Origin of the sequence: Falsiroseomonas sp. (genome assembly GCF_030695085.1) — a bacterium.
In the GTDB taxonomy this organism is placed as follows: domain Bacteria; phylum Pseudomonadota; class Alphaproteobacteria; order Acetobacterales; family Acetobacteraceae; genus Falsiroseomonas.
In genome coordinates this window covers 24016-47535 of record NZ_JAUYTS010000035.1, presented here as the reverse complement: position 1 = coordinate 47535, position 23520 = coordinate 24016, and the positions used below count along the sequence as shown (strand labels likewise).

The following is a 23520-nucleotide window of genomic DNA, read 5'->3' as shown; positions in this document are numbered from 1 at the left end:
TTATGGCGCGGCACCCGCGGCGGCAAGAAGCCCCCGCCGCCGCCGGCGACATGGATCCGGTGGCGCTGGCGGTGCAGGCCGCATCATGCGATCCGTTCGCCGTCCAGAGTTCGAGGAGCGTCACCCTTTGGCCGCCACCACGCCCCCCGCACCTTCCGGAGACCAGCCGCACGCCGCGGCGCCCGAATCCGTGCTCGCTGCGCTGGAGACCGATGCCGAAGGCCTGAAGGCGGCGGAGGCCGCGGCGCGGCTGGAACGGTACGGCCCGAACCGGCTGCCGGAAGCCAAGGGCCCCGGCCCGCTGCTGCGCTTCCTACGGCAGTTCCACGACGTGCTGATCTATGTGCTGCTGGCCGCCGCCGCGCTGTCCCTGGCGCTGGGGCACGCGCTGGATGCCGCCGTCATCCTGGCCGTCGTCGTGCTGAACGCGATGATCGGCTTCGTGCAGGAGGGCAAGGCGGCCCGCGCGATGGATGCCATTCGCGGCATGATCGACCCCAGCGCCATGGTCCAGCGCGATGGCCGCCGGCAGCGCGTGCCGGCAATGGAGATCGTGCCCGGCGACATCGTGCTGCTGGAGGCCGGGGACCGCGTGCCGGCCGACCTCCGCCTGCTGCGCGCCCGCAGCCTGCGGATCGAGGAAGCCGCGCTGACCGGCGAATCCGTCCCGGTGGAAAAGGGTGTCGAGGCCGCGCCGGCCTCCGCCGCACTGGCCGAACGCAGTTCCATGGCCTGGTCCGGCACGCTGGTGGCCGCCGGCAGCGGCGCGGGCGTGGCGGTGGCGACCGGCGCGGCGACGGAACTCGGCCGCATCAGCACGATGCTGGGCGCGGTGGACCAGTTGCAGACGCCGCTGCTGCGGCAGATGGCGCGTTTCGCGCGCCAGGTCTCCGGCGCCGTCCTGGCCGCCGCGGCGCTGCTGTTCGGCTTCGCCACGCTGCTGCGCGGGCAACCGGCGACGGAGGCCTTCATGGCCGTGGTCGGCATGGCGGTCTCCGCCATTCCGGAAGGCCTGCCGGCCATCATGACCATCACGCTGGCGATCGGCGTGCAGCGCATGGCCGGCCGCCGGGCCATCATCCGGCAGCTTCCGGCGGTGGAAACCCTCGGTGCCGTGGGCGTGATCTGCACCGACAAGACCGGCACGCTGACGCGCAACGAGATGGTGGCGACGACGCTGCTGCTGCCGGGCGGCGCGCTCGCCGTCACCGGCGTCGGCTACGAGCCGGGCGGCGACATCCTGCGCGATGGCGCAAGCCTGCGGCATGATTCGGACCCCGCGCTGCGCGACCTGCTGCGCGCCGCGCTGCTGTGCAACGATGCCGAGCTGCGCGAGGTCGAGGGCGCCTGGCGGGTGGAGGGCGACCCGATGGAAGGCGCCCTGGTGGTGCTGGCGCGCAAGGCGGGCCTCGACGCCGAGGCCGAGCGCAGCAACAGCCCGCGCCGGGACGAAATTCCGTTCGACAGCCAGCACCGCTACATGGCGACGCTGCACCCGGACCCGGATGGCGGCGACCTCATCCTGCTGAAGGGCGCGCCGGAGCGCATTCTCGAACTATGCGCCGATGCGCCGGATTTCGACCGCGCCGCCTGGGCGTCGCAGGCCGAGGCGCTGGCGGCGGAAGGCCAGCGCGTGCTGGGCTTCGCCGCCCTGGCCGCCCCCGCCGGCGCCGTGCAGCTTTCGGCCGAGACGCTGGCCGGCGGCCCGCGGCTGCTCGGCCTGATCGGCTTCATCGACCCGCCGCGGCCGGAGGCGATGGCGGCGGTGCGCGATGCACGCGCCGCCGGCATCCGCGTGGTGATGATCACCGGCGACCATGCCGCCACCGCGCGTGAGATCGCCCGCCAGCTCGGCCTGGACGAGGCGCCGGAAGTGCTGACCGGGGCGGAGGTGGAGGCGCTGGACGAGGCCGCGCTGCGCCGCGCCGTGGGCCATGTCACGGTCTTCGCCAGGACCACGCCGGAACACAAGCTGCGCCTGGTGATGGCGCTGCAGGCCGAGGGCCATACCGTGGCGATGACCGGGGATGGCGTGAACGACGCGCCGGCGCTGAAGCGCGCCGATGTCGGCGTCGCCATGGGCGCCAAGGGCACGGAGGCCGCGAAGCAGGCGGCGGACATGGTGCTGGCCGACGACAATTTCGCCTCCATCGTCCATGCGGTGCGTGAAGGCCGCACGGTCTATGACAACATCCGCAAGGTCATCGGCTGGACGCTGCCGACCAATGGCGGGCAGGCGCTGACCATCATCGCGGCGATCCTCGCGGGCATGGTGCTGCCGATCACGCCGGTGCAGATCCTGTGGGTGAACATGGTCTCCAGCGTCGCACTCGGCACCGTGCTGGCCTTCGAGCCGACCGAGCCGGGCACCATGGCCCGCCCGCCACGGCCGCGCGGGGAGCCGTTGCTGACGCGGGTGCTGGTCTGGCAGATCATCCTCACCTCGGTCCTGATGGCCTGCGGCGCCTTCGGCGTGTTCTTCTGGGCCGAAAGCCGGGACCTGCCGATCGAGACGGCGCGGACCATGGTGGTGAACGCCATCGTGGTGATGGGCATCGCGTATCTGTTCAGCGTCCGCTACGTGCATGGCACCTCGCTGACCTGGCGCGGCGTGCTGGGCACGCCGCCGGTGCTGATGGGGCTTTCGACCATCGTGCTGGCCCAGCTGGCCTTCACCTATCTGCCCTGGCTGCAGAATGCCTTCCAGAGCACGGCGCTGGGCGTCACGGAATCGGCGCTGGTGCTGGGCACCGGTGTTGTGCTGCTGCTGGTGGTGGAGGCGGAGAAGCGCCTGCGGCTGCGGCTGACGGGCGGTTGAGCGCGGCGGCCGATGCCATGCCCGGCGGATCGTGGCCGATCCTTCCCCAGTCATGCCGCAGGCAGGCCCCAGTCACGCCGCAGGCAGGTGTAGGCCGCGGTCGGCGAGATCCGCTATCACTCATCCCGCGGCGGAGGATCCGGCAGGGGCGGCACCTCGTCGCTGCCGTCGCGCCGGTCGCGGTACAGCGCGGCGCGGGTCAGCAGCATCAGCGTGACGGGCGTGGTCAGCACGACGAAGGCGCCGATCAGGATCTCATGCAGCACGAAGCGTGTCTGCAGCACGGAGAAATACAGCATCGAGCCCAGCAGGACGCTGCCGATGCCCAGCGTGCTGACCACGGCCGGGGCGTGCACCCGGTCATAGAACCCGCCCAGGCGCATCAGGCCGATGGAGCCGATCAGCGCCAGGCCGGACCCCAGCAGCAGCAGCAGCGCGACCGGCACGGCCGCCCAGAGCGGCAGGTCGGCGGCCGCCATCATTCGATCACCTCGCCCCGCATCAGGAACTTTGCCAGCGCCGCGGTGGCGACGAAGCCGAGCAGGGTGATGAGCAGCGCCGCCTCGAAGTAATGGGTGCTGCCGGTGCGGATGCCGAAGACCAGCAGCAGCATGGCGGAGATCACATACAGCGTGTCCAGCGCCAGCACCCGGTCCTGCGCCCGCGGCCCGCGCAGCACGCGCCACAGCGGGCAGGCCATGGCCGCGGCCAGCATGATCTGCGCCGCCAGCACCGCCCAGCCCAGCAGGGTCGCGCTCATTCGAACAGGTTCATCAATTGACGCTCCCACTTGTCCTTGACGATGCGAACCCACTGTTCCTCGTCGATCATGTCCAGCACATGCAGCAGCATGGTGCCGCGGGCGGCGTTGTAGTCCACCCAGACCGTGCCGGGGGTTGCCGTCAGGATGCAGGCCAGCGCCGCCAGGCCGTAGGGGTCGCGCATATCCAGCGGGATCACCACGAAGCCGGACCGTCCGCTGCGCGCGCCGGGCAGTTGCAGGATGATGCGCGCCACCGCGTTGTTGGAGCGCAGCACCTCCACCGCCACATCCCGCAGCAGCGCGGCCAGCGCCATCAGCCGCCCGGGCGCGAAGCGCATCGCCAGCGTACGCGAGCCCGATCGCGGCAGCCGCAGCGCCACGAACACGAAGCCGCACGCCACCGCCAGCACGGAGCCGAGCACGAAGGCGGCCGGCGAGAGGCTTTCCTGCAGCAGCAGCCACAGCAGCAGCAGGGCCGCGGCCAGCAGCGGGTAGGGCAGCAGGCGCCTCATGGCGTGCCCCCCGTCAGCACGGCCCGCGCGCCCAGCACGGCACGCAGATAATCGCCCGGCGCGTGCAGCTGGTCCGCCGTCGCCTGCATATAGGCCAGCGCCGGCCCGCCCCCCAGGGTCAGCGCCCCGCTCAGCGCCAGCAACAGCAGCACGGGCGCCAGTTCCACCACCCGCACCCGCGGCACCCGGCTGGCCTGGCCCACCCAGAACACCGCGATGCCCGCCCGTGCCATGGCGATCAGCGTCGCCAGGCCGGACAGGATCAGCGCCACCATCAGGAGCCAGGTCGTGGTCGGGATCGGCGCCGGCGCGGTGCCGAGCAGCGGCGACAGGATGGCGAATTTTGCCAGGAAGCCGGATAGCGGCGGCAGCCCGGCCAGCAGCAGCGCGCAGGCCATGAAGCTCAGGCCCAGGATCGCCAGGATGCCGGGGATGGCGACGCCGGTTTCCTCCGCCTCCGCCTCCTCCTCCTCCTCGCCGGGGCCCATCGCCTCCCGCGTCACGGCCAGCACATCGGCGCCAACCTCCCGCGCGCGCTCCGCCAGCTCGATCAGCAGGAACAGCGCGCCGATCGCGAGCACCGAGCCGGCCAGGTAATACAGGGCACCGCCCGTCACCGCCGCCTGTCCGGTGCCGATGGCGGCCAGCAGCGTGCCGGAGGAGACCAGCACGCTGGCGCCGGCCAGCCGCGGCAGATCCTGCGTCGCCAGCACGGCGATGCCGCCGAAGGCGATGGTCAGCAGCCCGCCCACCAGCAGCCAATCCGCGCCGAAGCCGGCCGAGGCCCCGGCTTCCGGCCCGAACAGCAGCAGCCAGACGCGCAGGATGGCGTAGATGCCGACCTTGCTGAGGATGGACAGGATCGCCGCCGCCGGCGCGGCCGCGGCGGCATAGGTGCCGGGCAGCCAGAAGCCGAGCGGCCACATCGCCGCCTTGATGAGGAAGGCGACCCCCATCACGGCAAGCCCGGCCTCCACCAGCCCGCGATCCTCCACCGCCACCAGCGGGATGCGCGCGGCGAGGTCCGCCATGTTGAGCGTGCCGGCAATGCCATAGACGACGGAGACACCGACCAGGAACAGCAGCGATGCGACGAGGTTGATGGTCAGGTAGTGCAGCCCCGCCCGCACCCGCGCGACGCCCGAGCCATGCAGCGCCATGCCGTAGGAGGCCGCCAGCATCACCTCGAAGAAGACGAAAAGGTTGAACAGGTCGCCGGTCAGGAAGGCGCCGTTCAGCCCCATCAGCTGGAACTGGAACAGCGGGTGGAAATACACCCCGGCGCGCTGCCATTTTGCTAGCGAGAACAGGAAGGCGGCCAGCCCCAGGCAGGCGGTCAGCACCAGCATCAGCGCCGAAAGCCGGTCCGTCACCAGCACGATGCCGAACAGCGTGGGCCAGTCGCCCAGCCGGTAGATGCGAACCTCCGGCACCTGGGCCCGCAGCAGCAGCGCGATGGCCAGCGCCATGATCAGCGCCAGGGAAACGCCGCCAATGCCCACCACCAGCCGCCGCCGGCGGTCCCCGGCCAGGATCATCGCAGCCCCGGCCAGCATCGGCACCACGATCGGCGCGATCACCAGATGGTCCATCCAGCCGATCACCGGTCACGCTCCCGGCCATCGACATGGTCCGTGCCGGTCAGGCCGCGGGAGGCGAGCAGCACCACCAGCAGCAGCGCCGTGGTGGCGAAGCTGATGACGATGGCGGTCAGCGTCAGCGCCTGCGGCAGCGGGTCCGCGTAATTCGCCAGCGTGCCGGCCTCGCCACGTTGCAGGATGGCGGCGGCGCCGGTGCGCAGCCCGCCGGTGGAGAAGATGAACAGGTTCACGGCGTAGGACAGCAGGCACAGCCCGATGATGACCTGAAAGGTGCGCGGCCGCAGCAGCAGCCACACACCCGAACCGGTCAGCACGCCGATGCCCAGCGACAGGATCAGTTCCATCAGCCCTCTCCCGCCGCGGCCGCCACCGGCGCCGGGTCTCGCCGCGCCATGGCCGGCGGCTTCTCGCGCGGCGGCGCCGCGCGATGCGCGCGCACGGATTGGTGCGCCAGCGCCACCAGCATCAGCAGCGTCGCCCCCACCACCAGCATGAACACGCCGATATCGAAGATCAGCGCGCTCGCGGTCGGCACCTGGCCGATCAGCGGCAGTTCGGCATAGGCGAAGTAGGAGGTCATGAAGGGCCGCCCGAACAGCCAGGCGCCCAGCCCCGTTCCCGCCGCAATCAGCAACCCGCCGCCAAGCCACAGCGGCGGCCGTAGCCGCAGCCGGTCCTCGGTCCAATCCGTGCCGCCGATCATGTATTGCAGGATGATGGCGATCGCCACGACCATGCCGGCTGCGAAGCCGCCGCCCGCCAGATCATGCCCGCGCAGCAGCAGGAACACGGCGACCACCAGCATCACTGGAAACAGCAGCCGGGTCAGCGTGAAGGGCAGCAGCAGCCAATCGGACCCCGGTCGCCACTCCCCGTTGCCGGTCATCACGGCGCCCGCGGCGCCATCGCCCTGGTCGCGCTGTTGTTCCGGCACCTCCACGCTATCCGCCGCCGGGCGGAAGCGGCGCAGCAGGGCGAAGGTGGTCAGCGCCACGGCGGCGACCACGAAGATTTCGCCCAGCGTGTCGAAGCCGCGGAAATCCACCAGGATGACATTCACCGCATTGGTGCCGCCGCCCTCCGAATAGGCCCGCGCCAGGAAATCCAGCGCCAGCAGGTCGGGCGGCGTGCGGACCATCACGGCGTAGGACAGCGCCGCCAGCCCGCCGCCGGCCCCCACCGCAAGCGCCAGGTCGCGGATGCGGCGGCCGAGGGTCATCACCTCCGTCCCGCCTTCCACGCCGCCCGCCACCCCCTTGGCATCCGGCAGGCGCTTCGGCAGCCAGCGCAGGCCGAGCAGCAGCAGCACCGTGGTCACCACCTCCACCGTCAATTGCGTGAGCGCGAGGTCGGGGGCGGAGAACCAGACGAAGGTGACGCAGACCACCAGCCCGGCCCCGCCGAGCAGGATCAGCGCCGCCAGCCGGTGGAACTTGGCCTGCCAGGCGGCGCCGATGGCACACGCCGCGCCCACCACCCAGACCAGCGCCAGCACCGGGTCCACCGGGCTGGCGCCCAGATTGCCCGGCCCGATGCCGCCCGCCCAGATCGCCGCGGCGCCAGCGATGATGCCAGCGCCGACGATCAGCCGGAGCTGCGGTTGCAGTCGCCTCGTGCCGAAGATCAGCTCCAGCCGCCGTGCCATGCGCCAGGACAGGAAGACCATCACCCGGTCGAAGATCCGCCGCGCCTCCAGCCCGCGGAACAGCGGCGGCCAGTCGAGCCCCCGCCGCAACCGGGTGGCCAGCAGCATGTACAGCGCGACACCCAGCGCCAGCGCCACCACGCTCATCAGCAGCGGCAGGTTGAAGCCGTGCCAGACGGCCAGGCTGTAATAGGGCACGTTTTCGCCCAGCACGGATTGCACGGCCACCGCCAGGAACGGCCCGACCGTCGCGGCCGGCAGGATACCCACCACGATGCAGGTCAGCACCAGGATCTCGACCGGGAAGCGCATCCAGGTTTCCGGCTCATGCGGCTTGCGCGGCAGGTCCACAGGGTCCGGGCCGAAGAACGCGCCATGGATGAAGCGCAGCGAATAAGCGACCGCGAAGGCGCTCGCCAGCATCGCGGCGAAGGGCAGGATGTTGAGCAGCCCGTGCATCTGCGTCTCCGCCGTCAGCGCCTCGGCGAAGAACATCTCCTTGGACAGGAAGCCGTTCAGCAGCGGCACGCCGGCCATCGCCGCGGCGGCCACCAGCGCCAGTCTGGCGGTGAAGGGCATGGAACGGTTGAGGCCGGACAGGCGGCGGATGTCACGCGTGCCGGTCTCATGGTCGATGATGCCGGCCGCCATGAACAGGGAGGCCTTGAAGGCCGCATGGTTCATGATGTGGAACACGGCGGCGACCAGCGCCAATTCGCTGTTCAGGCCCAGCAGCAGCGTGATCAGCCCGAGATGGCTGATGGTGGAATAGGCCAGCAGGCCCTTCAGGTCGTTCTGGAAGATGGCGATGTAGGCGGCCATCAGCATGGTGATCAGCCCGGCGCCGCCGACCAGCAGGAACCATTCATCGGTCCCCGACAGCACCGGCCAGAGCCGCGCCATCAGGAAGACGCCGGCCTTCACCAGGGTTGCCGAATGCAGATAGGCGGAAACCGGCGTCGGCGCCGCCATGGCGTGCGGCAGCCAGAAATGGAACGGGAACTGCGCGCTTTTGGTCAGCGCGCCGAGCAGTACCAGCACCAGCGCGACCAGGTACAGCGGATGCTCCCGGATCAGATCGCCGGAGGCCAGCACCACATCCAGGTCGTAGCTGCCGACGATGTGGCCCAGCACCAGCACGCCGCCGAACAGCGCGAGGCCGCCGGTGGCCGTGATGGTCAGCGCCATGCGCGCGCCATCCCGCGCCGCGGCGCTATGGTGCCAATAGCCGATCAGCAGGAAGGAAAAGAGGCTGGTCAGCTCCCAGAAGAAGGCGAGCTGGATCAGGTTGCCCGAGATCACCACCCCCGTCATCGCCCCCATGAAGGCGAGCAGGAAGGAGAAGAAGCGCGGCACCGGGTCCTCGGCCGACATGTAGTAGCGCGCATACAGCACCACCAGCGCGCCGATGCCGCTGATCAGCCCGGTGAACAGCCAGGCGAAGCCGTCGATCCGCAACACCATGTTCAGGCCGAGCGTGGGCATCCAGGCGAATTCCGCCCGCAGCACGCCCCCCGCCGAGACGGTGGGATAGGCCGCCCAGACCAGCGCCAGGCACACCAGCGACACGCCGCCCGCCAGCCCCGCCGCCAGGTTGCGGGAGGCAGAGGGCAGCAGGCCCGCGATGAGGGCAGCCGCGAAGGGCAGGCCGACCAGGGAGACCAGAAGCAGGGCGTCAGGCATGCCGGAAGCTCACCGATCGTCCTCGGAATCGCTTTCCGCCGTGCCGTAGCGCGTCAGCACCGCCACCACCTCCTCAGCCGAGGTCGCGGCCCGCAGGCGGCGCAGGGCAGCAGGCGCGCGCAGCGGCCGGCAGGTGGCGGCCAAGGTGGGCAGGAAACCCTCCGGCGCCGCTTCCGGCCACAGCACCAGGATCACCAGGTCCACCGGTTCCTCGTCCCGCGCCTCGTAGTCGATGGGCCTGGCCAGGCGGGCGAACAGCATCAGCGGGGGGTGGTCCCCCTCCAGCCGCGCATGCGGCAGCGCCACGCCGCGTCCGAGCGCGGTGGAGCCCAGCGCCTCCCGCGCCTGCAACGCGGCCAGGATGTCTTCCGGCGGGCGGCCGCTGCGCCGGGCGGCCTCGGCGGACAGCGCCTCCAGCACCCGGCGCTTGCTGCCGGCGTCCAGATCGAGCAGCACGTCGGCGGCCGAGATCTGCTGCGTGGTCACCATCCTGCCCCAATTCCTGTCCTGCGCCGTCGCAGCCCTGCCATGGCGCACCCGGCCCGGGTCGCGCAAGCCGGAACGTCGCGCAAGCCTCCGCGACCGCAACGGCGCGCGGGGACTGGGCCCGGGCTACGGCCCCGGGATCGATACCCTCAGGATCGGCCAGGCACCGCGCCCCTCACCCCCCGCCAGCCAGCCGCGCCAGGTCCGGGATCGGCCGGGCGAGGTCCGGCAGGCCGGCGAAATGCGCCTCCAGCGCCTGCGCCGCATCCAGCGTGAAGCCATCCGCGCCGCGCGGGCCGACCACCTGCAGGCCGAAGGGCATGCCCTTCTCATCCCGTCCGCAGGGGATGCAGATGGCGGGGTGGCCAGTCATGGAGATGCCGTAGGTGATGCCGGAGGTGGCGAAATAACCCTCCAGCGGCATGCCCTCCATCTCCGTCGGGTAGGGAAGCTGCTTGGGGAAGGGCGTCAGCGCCTGGCAGGGCAGCAGCAGCAGGTCGTGGCGGGTGAAGAAATCCTGAAAGGCCCGGTAGATGCGCGTCTGTTCCGCATGCGCCTCCGCCAGGTCGGACAGGCTGTAGCGCAGCCCCTCCTCGTAATTGCTGCGGGTATTGCCGCCCAGCAATTGCGGATCACGCTCATGGTATTTGCGGAAGGCAGCCAGGAAATTGGTGCAGCGGATCACGCGATAGGCGCGGTCGATGCCCGCCATGTCCGGGTCTTCCTCCACGCAGGCCGCGAAGGCGCCCGCCACCGCATCCATGCGCGCCCGGAATATCCGGCGGATGCTGGGCGCCACCGGGGCGAAGCCGAGATCGGCGGAGATCGCCACCCGCAGGGAGGACAAATCCAGCGGCCGCCGCAGTGCCAGGGAATCGGCCTGCGGCCCGGCCATGGGGTCGCGGCTGTCGCTGCTCGCCATGGCGCCGAGCAGCAGCGCGGTATCCGCCACGTTGCGCCCCATCGGCCCCTGCACGGACAGCACCGACCAGCCGAGCCGCCGGCGTTCGGAGGCGACCAGCCCCGGGGTCGGCCGGAACCCCACCACGCCGGACCACGCCGCCGGCTTGCGCAGCGACCCGCCGGTGTCGGAGCCGGTGCAGAGCGGCAGCATCGAGGTCGCCAGCGCCACGCCCGATCCGCCGGAGGATCCGGCGCAGGACAGCGCCGGGTCGAAGGCATTGCCGGTGGCGCCGTACACATCATTGATGGTGTTGCCGCCGGTGCCGAATTCCGGCGTGTTCGTCTTGGCCAGGATGATGCCGCCCGCGCCGCGCAGCGCCGCCACCATGCGCTCATCGCGTTCCGGCACATGGTCACGGAACATCGGCGAGCCATAGGTGGTGCGAAGCCCCGCCGTGTCGTTCAGATCCTTGATGCCGATCGGCAGCCCGTGCAGCGCGCCGAGCTTGTCGCCGCGCATCACCTGCGCCTCGGCCTCCCGCGCCGCGCGCATGCCGCCCTCGGCATCCAGCGCGACCACGGCATTCACCGCGGGGTTCACCGCCTCGATCCGCCGCAGGCAATCCTGCAGCAGCTCCACCGGGGAGATGCGGCGCGTACCGATCAGCCGGCGGAGCTCCACCGCCGGCAGGTCGCAAAGCGAGGTACTCACTGCGCGCGCCGTGTGGCTGTGGCGAGCGTCGCCTGGTTGGCCTGCGGCGTGTAGACAAGGTCGGGCGTCGTCGCCCAGGTGGAGACCCAGAAGACCAGCGGCAGGATGGCGCGGCTGTCCATCACCTTCACCATCGTCTCCTGCAGGATGGCGCGGCGGCGGTCGTCATCCACCGTCACCAGCGCCTGGCGGATCGCCGCATCCACCTGCGGGTCCGAAAAGCGGCCGCGGTTGGAGCCGCCATAGGCGCCGCCGCGCGTATGCACGATGCCGACGAAGGTGCCCGCCGCCTCCCCCGTCCCGGCGCCCCAGCTATGCAGCATGTGCGACAGCTCGTTGCGCGCGGTACGGCCGGAATAGACGGTGTGCGGCATCGCCTCCACCGCCACGCGGATGCCGATGCGGCCCCACATCTGCGCCACCGCCTGCACGGTGCGCGTGGCGTTCACGATGCGGTCGTTGCTGGTGTGCAGCACTATCCGGAAACCCTCCGGATAGCCGGCTTCCGCCAGCAGGCGGCGGGCGCGGGCGGGGTCCGGCGTCTCCGGCTGGATGGCGGGGTTGTAGCCGAAAAAGCCCTCGGGCACGAGCTGGTTGGCGCGCACCGCCTCCCCCTCATTCACCCGGTCGACGATGATGTCGCGATCAATGGCCAGTGACAGCGCCTGGCGCACGCGCAGATCCTGCATCGGGTTGCGCGGCAGCGGGTTGCCGGCATTGTCGCTGGCATTGCCCGGGATCGGCACGGCGTTGTGCACATCGACGGACAGGAAGGTCATGCGGTTGGTGGCACCCGACCACAGCCGGATGTTGGATTGCCGCCGCAGCCTTTCCATGTCGGTGCTCGGCACCTCGTTGATCATGTCCACATCGCCGGAGAGCATGGCAGCGACACGCGCCGGGCCGAGCGTGATGATGCGGAAGGTCACCCGTTCCCACGGCTCCACGCCGCCCCAGTAATTCGGGTTGCGCTCATAGATCATGCGGTCGCTCGGGCGGTGTTCCACCAGCCGGTAGGGGCCGGTACCGATCGCCGCGCGCACCGCCTGGTAATCCGCCGTGGTCGCCGTTTCGCCATGCTTGCGGGAGATGATGGCAACCGAGCTGAGGTCGATCGCCAGCAGCGGCGAAGGACCATCCGTGTGCAGGCGGATGGTGTGCGGATCGACGATGGTCCAGCTCTTGATCTGCTTGGTGAAGGTGCCGAAGGAGCTCGGGCTGCCCGGCACCCTGGGTGCGCGTTCCAATGAGAAGGCGACATCATCGGCGGTGAAGGGCGAGCCGTCGTGGAAGGTGACACCCTGGCGCAGCTTGAATTCCCAGGTCGTGTCATCCACCAGCCGCCAGCTTTCCGCGAGCCCCGGCGTGATCTGCTGGTTGGCGTCCTGATGCGTCAGGGAATCGAAGACATGGCGCGCCTGGGAATTGTTGACGCCGTTGTTGTGGAAATGCGGATCGAGCGAGGTCGGCGGCGCGGCCAGGCCGATGCGAAGCTCGGCGGCATGCAGCGGCGTGGCGGAGAGCAGCAGCGCAAAGCCGCAGGCTGCAAGGCGGGTCGGGATGGCCATCGCGATCTCTCCTTTACGTTGCGCCAGCGGGGGCTGGCCATTGGTGGTTCAGCCGAGCATTTCAGCCAGCGTGGTGTTGAACGCCTCCGCCGCCTCGTAGCTCACCCAGTGCCCGGCGCCGGGGATGGTGTGGAAGGGGATCTCCGGGTCGGCTGCGCGCAGCACATCGCGCCGCGCGGCGATGGCGCCGCGGCCGATATTGTCCTCGCCGCCCCAGATCGCGGCGAGCCGTCCGCGCAGGGGGGGCAGGCTGCGGGCCAGGATGTCCGTGCGGCTGATCTCCGGGCTGCGGACGCGTCCGGCTTCCGCATTGCGTTCCTGCAGATGCAGCGCCAGCGGGTCGATGCGCGCGGCATCGGCGAACATCAGCACCTCCAGCGTCCGCTGGTGCACGGCGAGCCGCGCGGCGCGGTCCGGCTGGCGGCGCCAGGACCCCATCGGCGCCATCGGTGCGCGCGCCAGGCCGAGCCCGTTGGAGCCGACGATGACGAAGCGCCGCAGCCGGCCGCCCAGCTGCACCGCCACCGGCCCGCCCAGCACGCCGCCGAAGGAGAATCCCACCAGGTCGATTTCCCCGCCGTCCGGCAGCAGGCGGTGCAGCCCCGCCACCACGATGGCGGCCATCGCCTGCGGATCCTCCGGCGCCGGCGGCATGGCGGATTCACCGAGGCCCGGCAGATCCACCGCCAGCACCTGGCGGTCGCGCGACAGCGGCAGCACGTTGCGGATCCAGTGGCTCCAGCCGCCATAGCCGCCATGCAGCAGCACCAGCGGCCTGCCCCGATGCGATTTACCGGCACCCCAGCTGCGCCAGACCAGGCCGCCCTCGCCGCAGGGTGTCTCGACGCGCCGCGCCAACCCTTCGACATGCGCCTCGATCGCCGCCGGCGTGGCGCCGAGTGCGGCCATGTCGGGCGGAATCGGCGCCATCAGCTTCCCTGGAACACGGGGGTGCGCTTTTCCATGAAGGCGCGGCGGCCCTCGGTGTAGTCGGCGCTGTTGAAGCAGGTCTCGACATGGCCGCGCATCATCGCGGCGTCCTGCGCGCTTTCGGGCTTCATCAGCTCATTCACGATGGCCTTGGAGGCGCGCACCGACAGCGGCGCCTTCTGCGCAACGGCCTCGGCATAGGCGCGCACCTCCGCCTCCAGCGTCTCGGGCGCGCAGATGCGGTTGATCAGGCCGAGGCGCAGCGCCTCCTCCGCCTCCAGCCTGCGGGCTGAGAACAGGATGTCCTTCGCCGCCGCCGGCCCCACCAGCCCGACCAACCGCCGCAGGCTGTCATGTGCATAGGCGATGCCGAGATTGGCGGCGGGAATGCCGAACTTCGCATCGGATGCCGCGAAGCGAAGATCCGCCGCCATGGCGATGCCCAGCCCGCCGCCCATGCAGAAGCCGCGGATCAGCGCGATCAGCGGCTTGTCGAGCGCGTTCAGCGCGGCGCGCGCACTGTCCGACACGGCGGAATAGGCGGCGGCGGCGGCGGCATCGCTGCGGTTCTTCTCGAACTGCGAGATATCGGCGCCGGAGACGAAAGCCTTGTCGCCCTCGCCCTGCATCACCACGACGCGGATCGCAGGGTCGGCCTGGAAATCCAGCAGGATCGCCTCCATGGCGCCCCACATCTCCAGCGACATCGCGTTGCGCTTGGTGGGATTGCTGAAGGTCATCCAGCCGATCCCGCCCGTCTTCTCGGACAGCATGCGTCCCGTCATCGCCGGCACTCCCTCAGATCACGTTCTGCGTGCGAAGCTGGGCGATGGCGTCGGCGTCGTAGCCCAGTTCCGTCAACAGCGCTTCACTGTGCTCGCCCAGTTCCGGCGTCGGCATCCGCAACGTCGCGGGCTGCGGCGCGGCGGAAAGGTTGATCGGCTGGCCCACCACGCCAAGCGTGCCGAGGCTCGCATGTTCCACCTGCTTCGCGATGCCGAGATGCTGCACCTGCGGATCGCCGAAGGTCTGGTCGATGCTGTAGATCGGCCCGCTCGGCACGCCCGCCTTGGTCAGCAGCGCCACCACCTCGGCGCTCGACATCTTCGCGGTGATCTCGGCAATCGCCTGGTTCAGCGCCACGCGGTTCTTGCGGCGCTTGCCGGTATCATTGAAATCCGGATGCGCGATCAGGTCCGGCCGGCCCAGCGCCTCGCATAGCCGGCGGTACAGCCGGTCTCCGGCGGCGGCGATGTTCACCGTGCCGTCGGTGGTCGGGAACACGCCGGTCGGCGTGCTGGTCGGGTGGTCGTTGCCGGCCTGGGCGGGCACTTCCTTGTCCATCAGCCAGCGGCTGCCCTGGAAATCCAGCATGGCGATCTGCGCTTCCAGCAGCGAGGTATGCACCCACTGCCCGACGCCGGTATGTTCCCGGTCCAGCAGCGCGATCAGCACGCCCTGCGCCAGGAAATGGCCGGAGGTGAGGTCCGCGATCGGGATGCCGACGCGCACCGGCCCCTGCCCCGGCAGCCCGGTGATGGACATCAGCCCGCCCATCCCCTGCGCGATCTGGTCCACACCCGGCCGCGTCGCATAGGGGCCGTCCTGGCCGAAGCCGGCGATGGAGCCATAGACGATGCGCGGATTGACCTTGCGGCAGGCCTCGTAATCCACGCCGAGGCGGGTCTTCACGTCGGAGCGGTAATTCTCCAGCACCACATCGGCGGTCTCGACCAGCTTGAAGAAGATGGCCTTGCCCTCGGCCTGCTTCAGGTTGAGCGTCAGGCTGCGCTTGTTGCGGTGCAGGTTCTGGAAATCCGAGCCATGCCGCTTGCCGATCAGCCCGCCGCCCGGCTCGTCATCCAGCGCCGCCGGCGGCTCGATCTTGATGACATCGGCGCCCCAATCCGCCAGTTGCCGCGCGCAGGTCGGGCCGGCGCGATGGGCGGTGAGGTCCAGCACCCGGAAACGGGACAGCGGCAGGCGCGGCTCGGGCATCGGGCACTCCATCAACAGGACAATGCGAAGGCTAGGGCGGGGCGAGCGCCGGTCGCAACGCCGCGTTGGCGCGGGATTCCGCCCAGCGGAATCCGGCCCTGCGCCTCATCCGGGCAGGTGGCCCATCATGCGGGACAGATAGGCGGCGCGCTGCGTCAGCAGCCCGGCGAAGCGTGCCTCGTCATCCGGGCCGAAACGCGGCTGCGGCAGGGTCAGGCAGAGATCCGCCACCACCTGGTTGCGGGCGCCGAAGACCGGCGCGGCCATGCCCACCGCGCCCTGGGTCTGCTCGCCCCGCGTCATCGCATAGCCGCGCGCCCGAATCTCTGCGAGGCGCGCCGCCAGGCGGCCCGGCTCCGGCGGCGCCTGGCCATCGACCGGCGAGGCCTCGCCGCGCTGCAGGATGCGCTCCACCTGGGCAGGGTCGAGCCAGGCCAGCATGCCGAGCCCGGTGGCACCCCATAGCAGCGACCGCGCGCGGTGCATCCGCACCTCATAGGGCAACGGCAGGGGCGAGGTCGCCTTGTCGATGAACATCATGCTCAGCGTCTGCGGCAGCAGCATGCCCAGCAGGCAGGTCTCCGTGGTCTCCCGCGCCACCTCCTCCAGCACCGGGCGGGCGAGTTCCAGCACGCCGGTCTTGCGGGCGGCCAGCGCGCCGATGCGGCTGAATTCGGCGCTTACGCGGTAGCGCCGGCGCGGGGCGCGTTCCACCATGCCGGCGGCCAGAAGCTGCTCCAGCAGGCGGTGCAGCGTGCTCGGCGGCAGGCCGAGACGGGTGGACAATTCCTTGATGGACACGCTCTGCCCGGCCTCCGCGAAGCCACGCAGCAGCGCCACGGTGCGGCCCACCACATTGGCGCCCGCCTCGGCCGGGGCTTGCTGTGCCGATGCCATGAAACCCCCTTCCGCCATCCCGGATGCATCCCACCGGATTCCGCTGCGCGGAACAACCGGAAAGCACCGGCCTGCGCGCGGTGCCTGCCCGATGCTATCCCAGCCCGGCCGGCACCGAGGCCGGGCGGGAGGAGCGGGCGATGGCGATGCACGAGGGTCTGCTGGCCGGAAAAGTGGCCCTGGTCACCGGCGCCGCGCGCCGCAACGGGCGCGCCACGGCGCTGGCGCTGGCCGGTGCCGGGGCCGCCGTGGTGGTCAACACCCGCACCAACATGGCCGAAGTCGAGGCGGTGGCCGCGGAAATCCGCGCCGCCGGCGGCCGCGCCTTGGCCGTCCAGGCGGATGTGACGGCGGAGGAACAGGTCGCGGCGATGGTGGCCAGGACGGTCGCCGAATTCGGCCGGCTGGACATCCTGGTGAACAACGCCGCCGATCGCGCCCTCGCCCCCTTCCTGGAGATGGAGCTGGCGGAATGGCGGCGCGTGGTTTCCATCATCCTCGATGGCGCCTTCCTCTGCTCCCGCGCCGCGCTGCCGCACATGGTCGCGGCCGGCGCCGGGCGAATCATCAACATGGGCGGCGTCACCGGCCATATCGGCGCGCATCAGCGCGCGCATGTCAGCACCGCCAAGGCCGGGCTGGTCGGGCTGACCAAGGCGCTGGCGGTGGAATTCGGCGGCCAGGGCATCACCGTCAACTGCGTGGTGCCCGGCAAGATCGGCGGGCCACGCAGCGCAACGGCGGGCGAGCCCCCCTCCCCGGCAGGCGGCGCGCGGGTGCTGACGGGTGGCGAGGGGCAGGTGGAGGAGGTTGCGGCGATGGTGCTGCATCTCTGCCTGCCGGCCAGCCGCTTCATCACCGGGCAGTCCCTGCATATCAGCGGCGGCGCCTACCTGCCTTGAAGGACCGCGCCGGTTGGCGCCACCCTGCGGCCGCACGCATGGGGGAGAGCAGGATGCCGGATTGGACAAAGGCCGCCGCCGAGGCCAAGGCGATCACGCAGGCCTGGCCCGCCGACCAGCCCGGCGGCGCCGTGCTGCTGTTCGACCGGGACGGCATCCGTGGCGAGTTCGCCGGCGGCCTCGCCAGCCTGGCGCATGGCATTCCCTTCACCGCGGCGACACCGACGCGCTACGCCTCCCTCACCAAGCATGTCTTCTGCGCCTTCGCGCTGAATCACGGGCTGGATGTCTCGGCGTCGCTCGGTGCGCTGCTGCCGGGGTTGCCGGAGGCGCTGGCCGGCGTGCCGGCCTGGCGCGCGCTGGGCATGACGGGCGGCCTGCCCGATCTGATGCAATGCTACGGCCTGTGCGGCGTGCCCTACACCACCGCGCTCGACAATGCCGCGCTGGATGCCTTCACCGCCACGCTGCCGGGGCTGGACACGCCGCCGGGGACGGAGGTGTCCTACAGCAACACCGGCTACCGGCTGGTGGAACAGGTCATGGCGCGGCAGGGCGCAGTCTTTGGTGAATGGGTGGAGGGCGCGCTGAACGCGGCGCTCGGCACCGGCTTCCGCTTTCCCGCCGCCTGGGACCGGCCGCTGCCCGGCCTCGCGGATGGCTATTGGCGGTCCGCGCCGCAGGAGGGCTGGCACGCCGGCAGCTACGGCATGGCGCTCTCGGCTTCCGGCGCGCTCACCGGCAGCGCGCGCGACCTCGCCACCTGGCTGCGCGCGCTGCTGCGCGGCGAAGGCCCGGCGGGGGATGTGCTGGCCCGGCTGGCGGCGCCGGCGCCGCTGGCGGATGGGCGCCCCACCTTCTACGGGCTGGGCCTCGCCCTGGCCGAGATCGGCGGCCACCGCCTGATCGGCCATGGCGGCAGCCTGCCCGGCCACAAGAACCACTTCCTGATCGACCCCGACAGCGGCGCCGGCGTGATCCTGCTCTCGAACCGGGAGGAGACGGAGCCGATGCTGCCGGCGCTGCGCGTGATGGGGGCGCTGCTCGGCCTGGAGTTGCCGGCGCGCGCGCCCGCGCTGCTGCCCGAGGGTCTGTTCGTCGAGGACACCGGCCCCGCCTGGATCGAACACCGCGCCGGCGCGCTGACCTTCCTTGGCGCGACGGAGGCGCTGTATGCCGGCGCGCAGCCGGGCGAGGCGATTTCGCTCTCGCCCTACCTGCCGATCAGCCTGCGGCGGGATGGCGCTGGCATCCGCGGCGAGATCGGCCATGCGTCACGGCAATTTCATCCGGCGCAGCCTGCGCCACTTTCGGCGGAATTCGCCGGCACCTGGCGGGCCGCGGCACAGCATGCCGAATTGCTCATTACCATCGCGCCGGATGGCACAGGTCGTTGCGCCACGGGCGCCGGCCCGCTGCATCGCCAGGCGGTGCTGACCCCGCTGGATGCCACGCGCGCGCTGATGCCGATTGGCGCCGCGCCCTGGCCGAGCCGTGCCTGCCTGCGGCTGGAAGCGCCTGGCGTGCTGCGGCTTGTCACCAATCGCAGCCGCGTGCTTGTGTTTCATCGTGTCTGACAAGCGGAGCACGCGCATGACCACCTCGATCCTCAAGGGCGCCGTGGCCGCGGCTGCGCTGCTGCTCGGCGCCACCACGGCCCAGGCGCAGGACCCGGCCCGCGTGTTGCGAGTGGTGCCGCATGCGGATCTCCGCACGCTCGATCCCGTCGCCGTCTCCGTCGTCATCACCCGCATGCATGGGTTGATGATCTATGAGACGCTGTTCGCCTGGGATTCCGAATTGCGGCCGCATCCGCAGATGCTGCAGTCCTTCACCACCAGCGATGACGGCCTGGTCTGGCGCTTCACGCTGCGCGACGGTCTGCGCTTCCATGATGGCCAGCCGGTCTCGACGCGCGACGTGATCGCCAGCCTGCGCCGCTGGATGGCACGCGACGTGGTGGGCAGCCATCTCGGCGCGCGCGTCGCCTCGCTCGATGCGGTGGACGACAAGACCTTCGAGATGCGGCTGACGCGCCCGCATGGCTTCGTCGCCCAGGCGCTCGGCTCCGCCGTCGGGCAGATCCCGGCCATCATGCGGGAGGCCGATGCCAGCAGCGATCCGTCGCGGCCGATCACCGCCACCATCGGCTCCGGCCCCTTCCGCTTCAACCGCGACCAGTGGCTGTCCGGCCAGCGCGTGGTCTATGACCGCAATGCGGATTACGTGCCGCGCGCGGAGCCGCCCAGTGGCCTGGCCGGCGGGCGCGTGGTGAAGCTCGATCGCGTCGAATGGCACATCATGCCGGATGCCGCGACGGCGGCGGCGGCCTTGCAGACCGGTGAGGTGGATATCTGGGAACAGCCGGCGCTGGACCTGCTGCCTGTGGTGTCGCGCCGGCGCGATGTGCGCGTGGAACGGCTGAACGCGCTGGGCAACCAGGGCATGCTGCGGCCGAACAGCCTGCACCCACCCTTCAACGACCCACGCGCCCGCATGGCGCTCGCGCTGGCGACCGACCAGGGTGAGGTGATGGCCGGCGGCTGGGGCGATGAGCAATGGTGGCGGCGCTGCCAGGCCTATTTCATTTGCGGCACGCCGCTCGGCACCGAGGCGGGCACAGACGGCCTCCGCACGCCGAACCTGGAACGCGCGCGTTCGCTGCTGCAGGAATCCGGCTATCGCGGCGAACGCATCGTCTTCATCACCAGCACCGACATCGCGCCGATCGGCCGGATGGCGGAGGTCGTCGCCTCGAACCTGCGGCAGATCGGCATGAATATCGACCTGCAGGTGAATGACTGGGGCACGGTCGTCTCCCGCCAGCCGCGCAAGGACCCGCCGGACCAGGGCGGCTGGAACCTGTTCGTCACCTATGCCTCCGGCGCCACCATGCAGCATCCGCTGACCAATATCGGCACCAACATGGCCTGCGACGGCCGCAACTGGTCCGGCTGGCCCTGCGACGAGGAAGCCGAGCGCCTGCGCACCGCCTTCCTCGATTCCGCGGAAGGCCCGCCGCGCGATGCGGCGCTGGAGGCGCTGCACCGGCGGCTGGCGGAGATGCAGCCCTATCGCGTGCTCGGCCAGGTGGACCAGCCCTATGCGCGGCGCGCCAATGTGCAGGGCGTGCTGAATGCGCCGGTCATGGTGTTCTGGAACATCGAGAAGAACTGAGATCGGTTCAAGCGGATCGTAACTGATCCGCCCCCAATCGCCGGCACCCGCATCCGCGGGCTTGGCTACGTCGCGCCGAAGGCGCGCCTTCGGCGCGACGCATAAGCGGCGGGCGCAGGTCGCGCTCAATGGCGCTTACTTACCCGAACCGCTCGGGCCGGTACGGCTCGGGCGGCAGGAAGGGCGCCTCCCCGGTCATCATCTCTGCCAGCAGCCTTCCGGTGGTCGGCCCCAGCGTCAGGCCCTGATGCGCGTGGCCGAAGGCGCACCAGGCGCCAGCCTGGCCGGGCAGCTTGCCGATCACCGGCAGCATATCCGGCGTGCAGGGCCGCACGCCCATCCACGGCTTGGCATCGACGCGTTCACCGAGCGGCAGCAGGCGCTGCGCCAGCGGCTCGGCGCGGGCGAGTTGCACGGGCGTCGGCGCGGCATCGGCCACGGCGAATTCTGCGCCGGTGGTCAGCCGCACGCCGGCGCGCATCGGTGCCAGCAGGAAGCCGCTCTGCGTATCGAGCACGGGCCGGTTCAGCACCGCATTACCGCGCAGCCGGTAGTGCATGTGGTAGCCGCGCTTGCCGAATAGCGGCGGCGCATAGCCGAAGCGCTGCGTCAGCGCCCCTGCCCCGGCACCGAGCGCGACCACCACCTCCGCAGCCTCCACCGCCCCCTGCGGCGTGGTCACGCGCCAGCCGGCGCCGTGGCGTTCCAGCGTGGCCGCATCGCCACGCGTGAAGCTGCCACCTGCCTCGTTGAACAGCGCGGCATAGGCCAATGTCAGCGCCTGCGGGTCGCTGACCGAAAGCGGGTCGGTCCAATGGATCGCGCCTTCGCGCGGCAGCAGCAGATGCGGCTCCGCCGCCGCCAGCGCGGCGCTGTCCAGGGCGGCGAAATTCACCCCATGCTGGCGCTGCGCACGCTCCGCCTCCGCCAATGCCGCTTGCATGCTTTCGGGCGTGGCATAAAGGCGCATCCAGCCGATCGGCCGCAGCAGCGCCATCGCCGCCGTACCGCGCGCCAGGGCCAGATGCTCATCGAGGCAAGTCGCGATCAGCGCCGCATGGGCGGCGGCGGCCTGTGCGTAGCGCTCCGGCGAGGAATGCCACCAGTAGCGCAGTAGCGGCGCGGCCAGGCCCGGCAGCGCCGTCGGGTGGTACACCGCGTCCACCGACCGGTTGCGCGCAATCCGCAGGATTTCGGACAGCTTGCGCGGGAAGGGGTGCGGGAACACCGCCTCCCGCTGGATCAGCCCGCCATTGCCGAAGCTGGCCCCCTCGCCCGGCTCCTGCCGGTCCACCAGCACCACGTCCCGCCCGCGCCGTTGCAGATGCAGCGCGACCGAGACGCCCACCATGCCAGCCCCCAGCACCAGCACCGATCCCGACATCCGAATCCCATCCCTCCACGTCACGCCATCACACTGCTTTGAAACGCTGCGGTGCGGTAGCCCCGCCTTGCGCGGCAAGGGCAGCCCCGCCATGGTGGCGCCAAGCGCCAGAACAATCCTACGGCCGACCGCCCGCCGCTTGTGGAGGTTGCATGCTCCGTTCCGCCGCCCGCGCTACCTTTGATGAGGATTGCCACGCACCGTGACGCAGCGGCGGATGCATCTGGTCGCCTATCTCAAGACGGGCCCGACCGCGAACCACCCCGGCGGCTGGCGGCACCCCGAGGCCGCGCTGCACGACATCTTCACCCCCGAACGCTACGAGCACATCGCCCGCGTTTTGGAGGAAGCCTGCTTCGACGCCTGCTTCTTCGCCGATCTGCTCGGCCTGCCGGATATTCACGGCGGCAATTTCGACGCCTATCTGCGCAAGGGCGGGCAGATCAGCTACCTCGACCCGATGATGGTGCTGCCGCTGATGGGCCGCGTCACGCGGCATCTCGGCCTGGGCGCCACGCTGTCCACCACCTTCCTGCACCCCTACCATTTGGCGCGCAGCCTGGCCTCGCTCGACATGCTGAGCGGCGGGCGCGCGGCGTGGAACATCGTCACCTCCGCCACCGATCTCGAGGCGCGCAACCTCGGCATGCAGGGCATCCCGGCGAAGGAGGATCGCTACGACCATGCGGATGAGGTGCTGGAGGCGTGCAGCGCGCTGTGGGAGTGCTGGGACGAGGATGCCTTCGTGATGGATCAGGCGGCCGGCGTGTTCATCGACCCGGCAAAGGTGCGCTACGCCAATTACCAGGGCCGGACGGTCAGCACGCGCGGCCCGCTCAGCATTCCGCGCACGCCGCAGGGAAGGCCGGTGTTCCTGCAGGCCGGGGCCTCGGATCGCGGGCGGGAATTCGCGGCGCGCTGGGCGGAGGCGGTGTTCTGCACGCCGCACAGCAAGGCGGATGCCATTGCCTTCCGCCGCGACATCCACGCCCGCATGCAGGCACGCGGCCGCGCGCCCGATGAGTGCCGGGTGCTGCCCGGCTGCGCCGTGGTGCTGGGCGAAACACCCTCCATCGCGCGGGAGAAGGCCGCCTATCTGCAATCGCTGATCGAGCCGGAGGCGCAGACCATGTTGCACTCCGCCCTGCTCGGCGCCGATCTGTCACGGCACCGGACGGCGGAGGCGGTGGCCGCGGCGCAGGGCAACCAGGGCATCACCGGATCGCAGGACCGCGTGCTCGCCCTGATGCGGAAGGAGAACATCAGCTTCGCCGAGGCCGCCGCCCGCCCGCGCAACCTGCTGGTCGGCACGGCGCAGAGCATCGCGGACGAGATGGAGGAATGGTTCACCTCCGGCGCCTGCGATGGCTTCGTGGTGTTCCCCACCGTCTTCCCCCGCATGTTCGAGGATTTCGGCCGCCTCGTGGTGCCGGAACTGCAACGCCGCGGCCTGTTCCGCACCGCCTATGCCGGTCGCACCCTGCGCGAGAACCTCGCCGCGGCCTGAACCGCCCTTCCTCCCCACGCAGAAGGCCTTGCCC

The 23520-nt window shown here is 70.9% G+C and carries 19 protein-coding genes; 5 read left to right on the top strand and 14 right to left on the bottom strand.

Going from position 1 to position 23520, the window contains the following annotated elements; translation table 11 throughout:
* The first annotated feature begins 85 nt into the window (after positions 1-85).
* Entirely contained in the window at positions 86-2818 is a 2733-nt protein-coding gene (locus Q8S40_RS03670) for an HAD-IC family P-type ATPase (RefSeq protein WP_305669325.1), read from the top strand.
* Positions 2819-2934: 116 nt separating this feature from the next.
* Here the strand turns inward: Q8S40_RS03670 and mnhG are convergent, their stop codons facing one another.
* The 13 genes from mnhG to Q8S40_RS03605 all read right to left on the bottom strand — a co-directional run bounded on the left by mnhG (position 2935) and on the right by Q8S40_RS03605 (position 16516).
* Positions 2935-3297 (bottom strand): monovalent cation/H(+) antiporter subunit G, encoded by a 363-nt coding sequence (gene mnhG / locus Q8S40_RS03665; protein WP_305669324.1) that lies wholly within the window; start codon positions 3295-3297, stop codon positions 2935-2937.
* On the bottom strand, positions 3297-3578 hold the full coding sequence (locus Q8S40_RS03660; protein WP_305669323.1) for a K+/H+ antiporter subunit F: 282 nt from the start codon (positions 3576-3578) through the stop codon (positions 3297-3299). Before Q8S40_RS03660 ends, mnhG begins: the two co-directional genes overlap by 1 nt.
* Positions 3575-4093, bottom strand: a complete 519-nt coding sequence (locus Q8S40_RS03655; RefSeq protein WP_305669322.1) for a Na+/H+ antiporter subunit E — start codon at positions 4091-4093, stop codon at positions 3575-3577. The genes Q8S40_RS03660 and Q8S40_RS03655 overlap by 4 nt, the downstream gene beginning before the upstream one ends.
* A complete protein-coding gene (locus tag Q8S40_RS03650; protein ID WP_304810024.1) occupies positions 4090-5697 on the bottom strand; it encodes a monovalent cation/H+ antiporter subunit D in 1608 nt (535 codons plus the stop codon). Before Q8S40_RS03650 ends, Q8S40_RS03655 begins: the two co-directional genes overlap by 4 nt.
* Positions 5694-6038 carry a Na+/H+ antiporter subunit C gene (locus tag Q8S40_RS03645; RefSeq protein ID WP_304810027.1) on the bottom strand — a complete coding sequence of 115 codons (345 nt, stop codon included), beginning with the start codon at positions 6036-6038 and terminating at the stop codon, positions 5694-5696. Before Q8S40_RS03645 ends, Q8S40_RS03650 begins: the two co-directional genes overlap by 4 nt.
* Positions 6038-9022: a monovalent cation/H+ antiporter subunit A gene (locus Q8S40_RS03640; protein WP_305669321.1), complete on the bottom strand. Its 2985-nt coding sequence runs from the start codon at positions 9020-9022 to the stop codon at positions 6038-6040. Before Q8S40_RS03640 ends, Q8S40_RS03645 begins: the two co-directional genes overlap by 1 nt.
* Before the next feature lie 9 nt (positions 9023-9031).
* Positions 9032-9511, bottom strand: a complete 480-nt coding sequence (locus tag Q8S40_RS03635; protein WP_304810030.1) for a PTS sugar transporter subunit IIA — start codon at positions 9509-9511, stop codon at positions 9032-9034.
* Positions 9512-9683: 172 nt separating this feature from the next.
* A complete protein-coding gene (locus Q8S40_RS03630; RefSeq protein ID WP_304810032.1) occupies positions 9684-11123 on the bottom strand; it encodes an amidase in 1440 nt (479 codons plus the stop codon).
* Entirely contained in the window at positions 11120-12691 is a 1572-nt protein-coding gene (locus Q8S40_RS03625) for an ABC transporter substrate-binding protein (protein WP_305669320.1), read from the bottom strand. Before Q8S40_RS03625 ends, Q8S40_RS03630 begins: the two co-directional genes overlap by 4 nt.
* A gap of 48 nt (positions 12692-12739) precedes the next feature.
* The gene (locus Q8S40_RS03620; protein WP_305669319.1) at positions 12740-13621 is read right to left on the bottom strand and encodes an alpha/beta fold hydrolase; all 882 of its coding nucleotides are present in this window, start codon (positions 13619-13621) and stop codon (positions 12740-12742) included.
* Positions 13621-14406, bottom strand: coding sequence for an enoyl-CoA hydratase (locus Q8S40_RS03615; protein ID WP_305669318.1), 786 nt, complete (start codon positions 14404-14406; stop codon positions 13621-13623). Before Q8S40_RS03615 ends, Q8S40_RS03620 begins: the two co-directional genes overlap by 1 nt.
* A gap of 13 nt (positions 14407-14419) precedes the next feature.
* On the bottom strand, positions 14420-15619 hold the full coding sequence (locus Q8S40_RS03610) for a CaiB/BaiF CoA-transferase family protein (RefSeq protein ID WP_305669317.1): 1200 nt from the start codon (positions 15617-15619) through the stop codon (positions 14420-14422).
* Between the two features lie 105 nt (positions 15620-15724).
* Positions 15725-16516 (bottom strand): IclR family transcriptional regulator, encoded by a 792-nt coding sequence (locus Q8S40_RS03605; protein WP_305669316.1) that lies wholly within the window; start codon positions 16514-16516, stop codon positions 15725-15727.
* Between the two features lie 23 nt (positions 16517-16539).
* Between Q8S40_RS03605 and Q8S40_RS03600 the strand changes: the two genes are divergently transcribed.
* Genes Q8S40_RS03600 through Q8S40_RS03590 form a run of 3 tightly spaced genes read left to right on the top strand, consistent with a single transcriptional unit; the run spans position 16540 to position 20595 of the window.
* Positions 16540-17418: an SDR family NAD(P)-dependent oxidoreductase gene (locus tag Q8S40_RS03600; protein WP_305669315.1), complete on the top strand. Its 879-nt coding sequence runs from the start codon at positions 16540-16542 to the stop codon at positions 17416-17418.
* A gap of 53 nt (positions 17419-17471) precedes the next feature.
* Positions 17472-18995: a serine hydrolase gene (locus Q8S40_RS03595; RefSeq protein ID WP_305669314.1), complete on the top strand. Its 1524-nt coding sequence runs from the start codon at positions 17472-17474 to the stop codon at positions 18993-18995.
* A 16-nt stretch (positions 18996-19011) separates the two neighbouring features.
* On the top strand, positions 19012-20595 hold the full coding sequence (locus Q8S40_RS03590) for an ABC transporter substrate-binding protein (RefSeq protein ID WP_305669313.1): 1584 nt from the start codon (positions 19012-19014) through the stop codon (positions 20593-20595).
* 139 nt (positions 20596-20734) lie between these two features.
* Here the strand turns inward: Q8S40_RS03590 and Q8S40_RS03585 are convergent, their stop codons facing one another.
* Positions 20735-21979, bottom strand: a complete 1245-nt coding sequence (locus Q8S40_RS03585) for an FAD-binding oxidoreductase (RefSeq protein ID WP_305669312.1) — start codon at positions 21977-21979, stop codon at positions 20735-20737.
* 202 nt (positions 21980-22181) lie between these two features.
* On the opposite strand from Q8S40_RS03585, the gene Q8S40_RS03580 reads away from it, so the two are divergent.
* Positions 22182-23486 carry an LLM class flavin-dependent oxidoreductase gene (locus tag Q8S40_RS03580; protein ID WP_305669311.1) on the top strand — a complete coding sequence of 435 codons (1305 nt, stop codon included), beginning with the start codon at positions 22182-22184 and terminating at the stop codon, positions 23484-23486.
* The last annotated feature ends 34 nt before the right edge of the window (positions 23487-23520 follow it).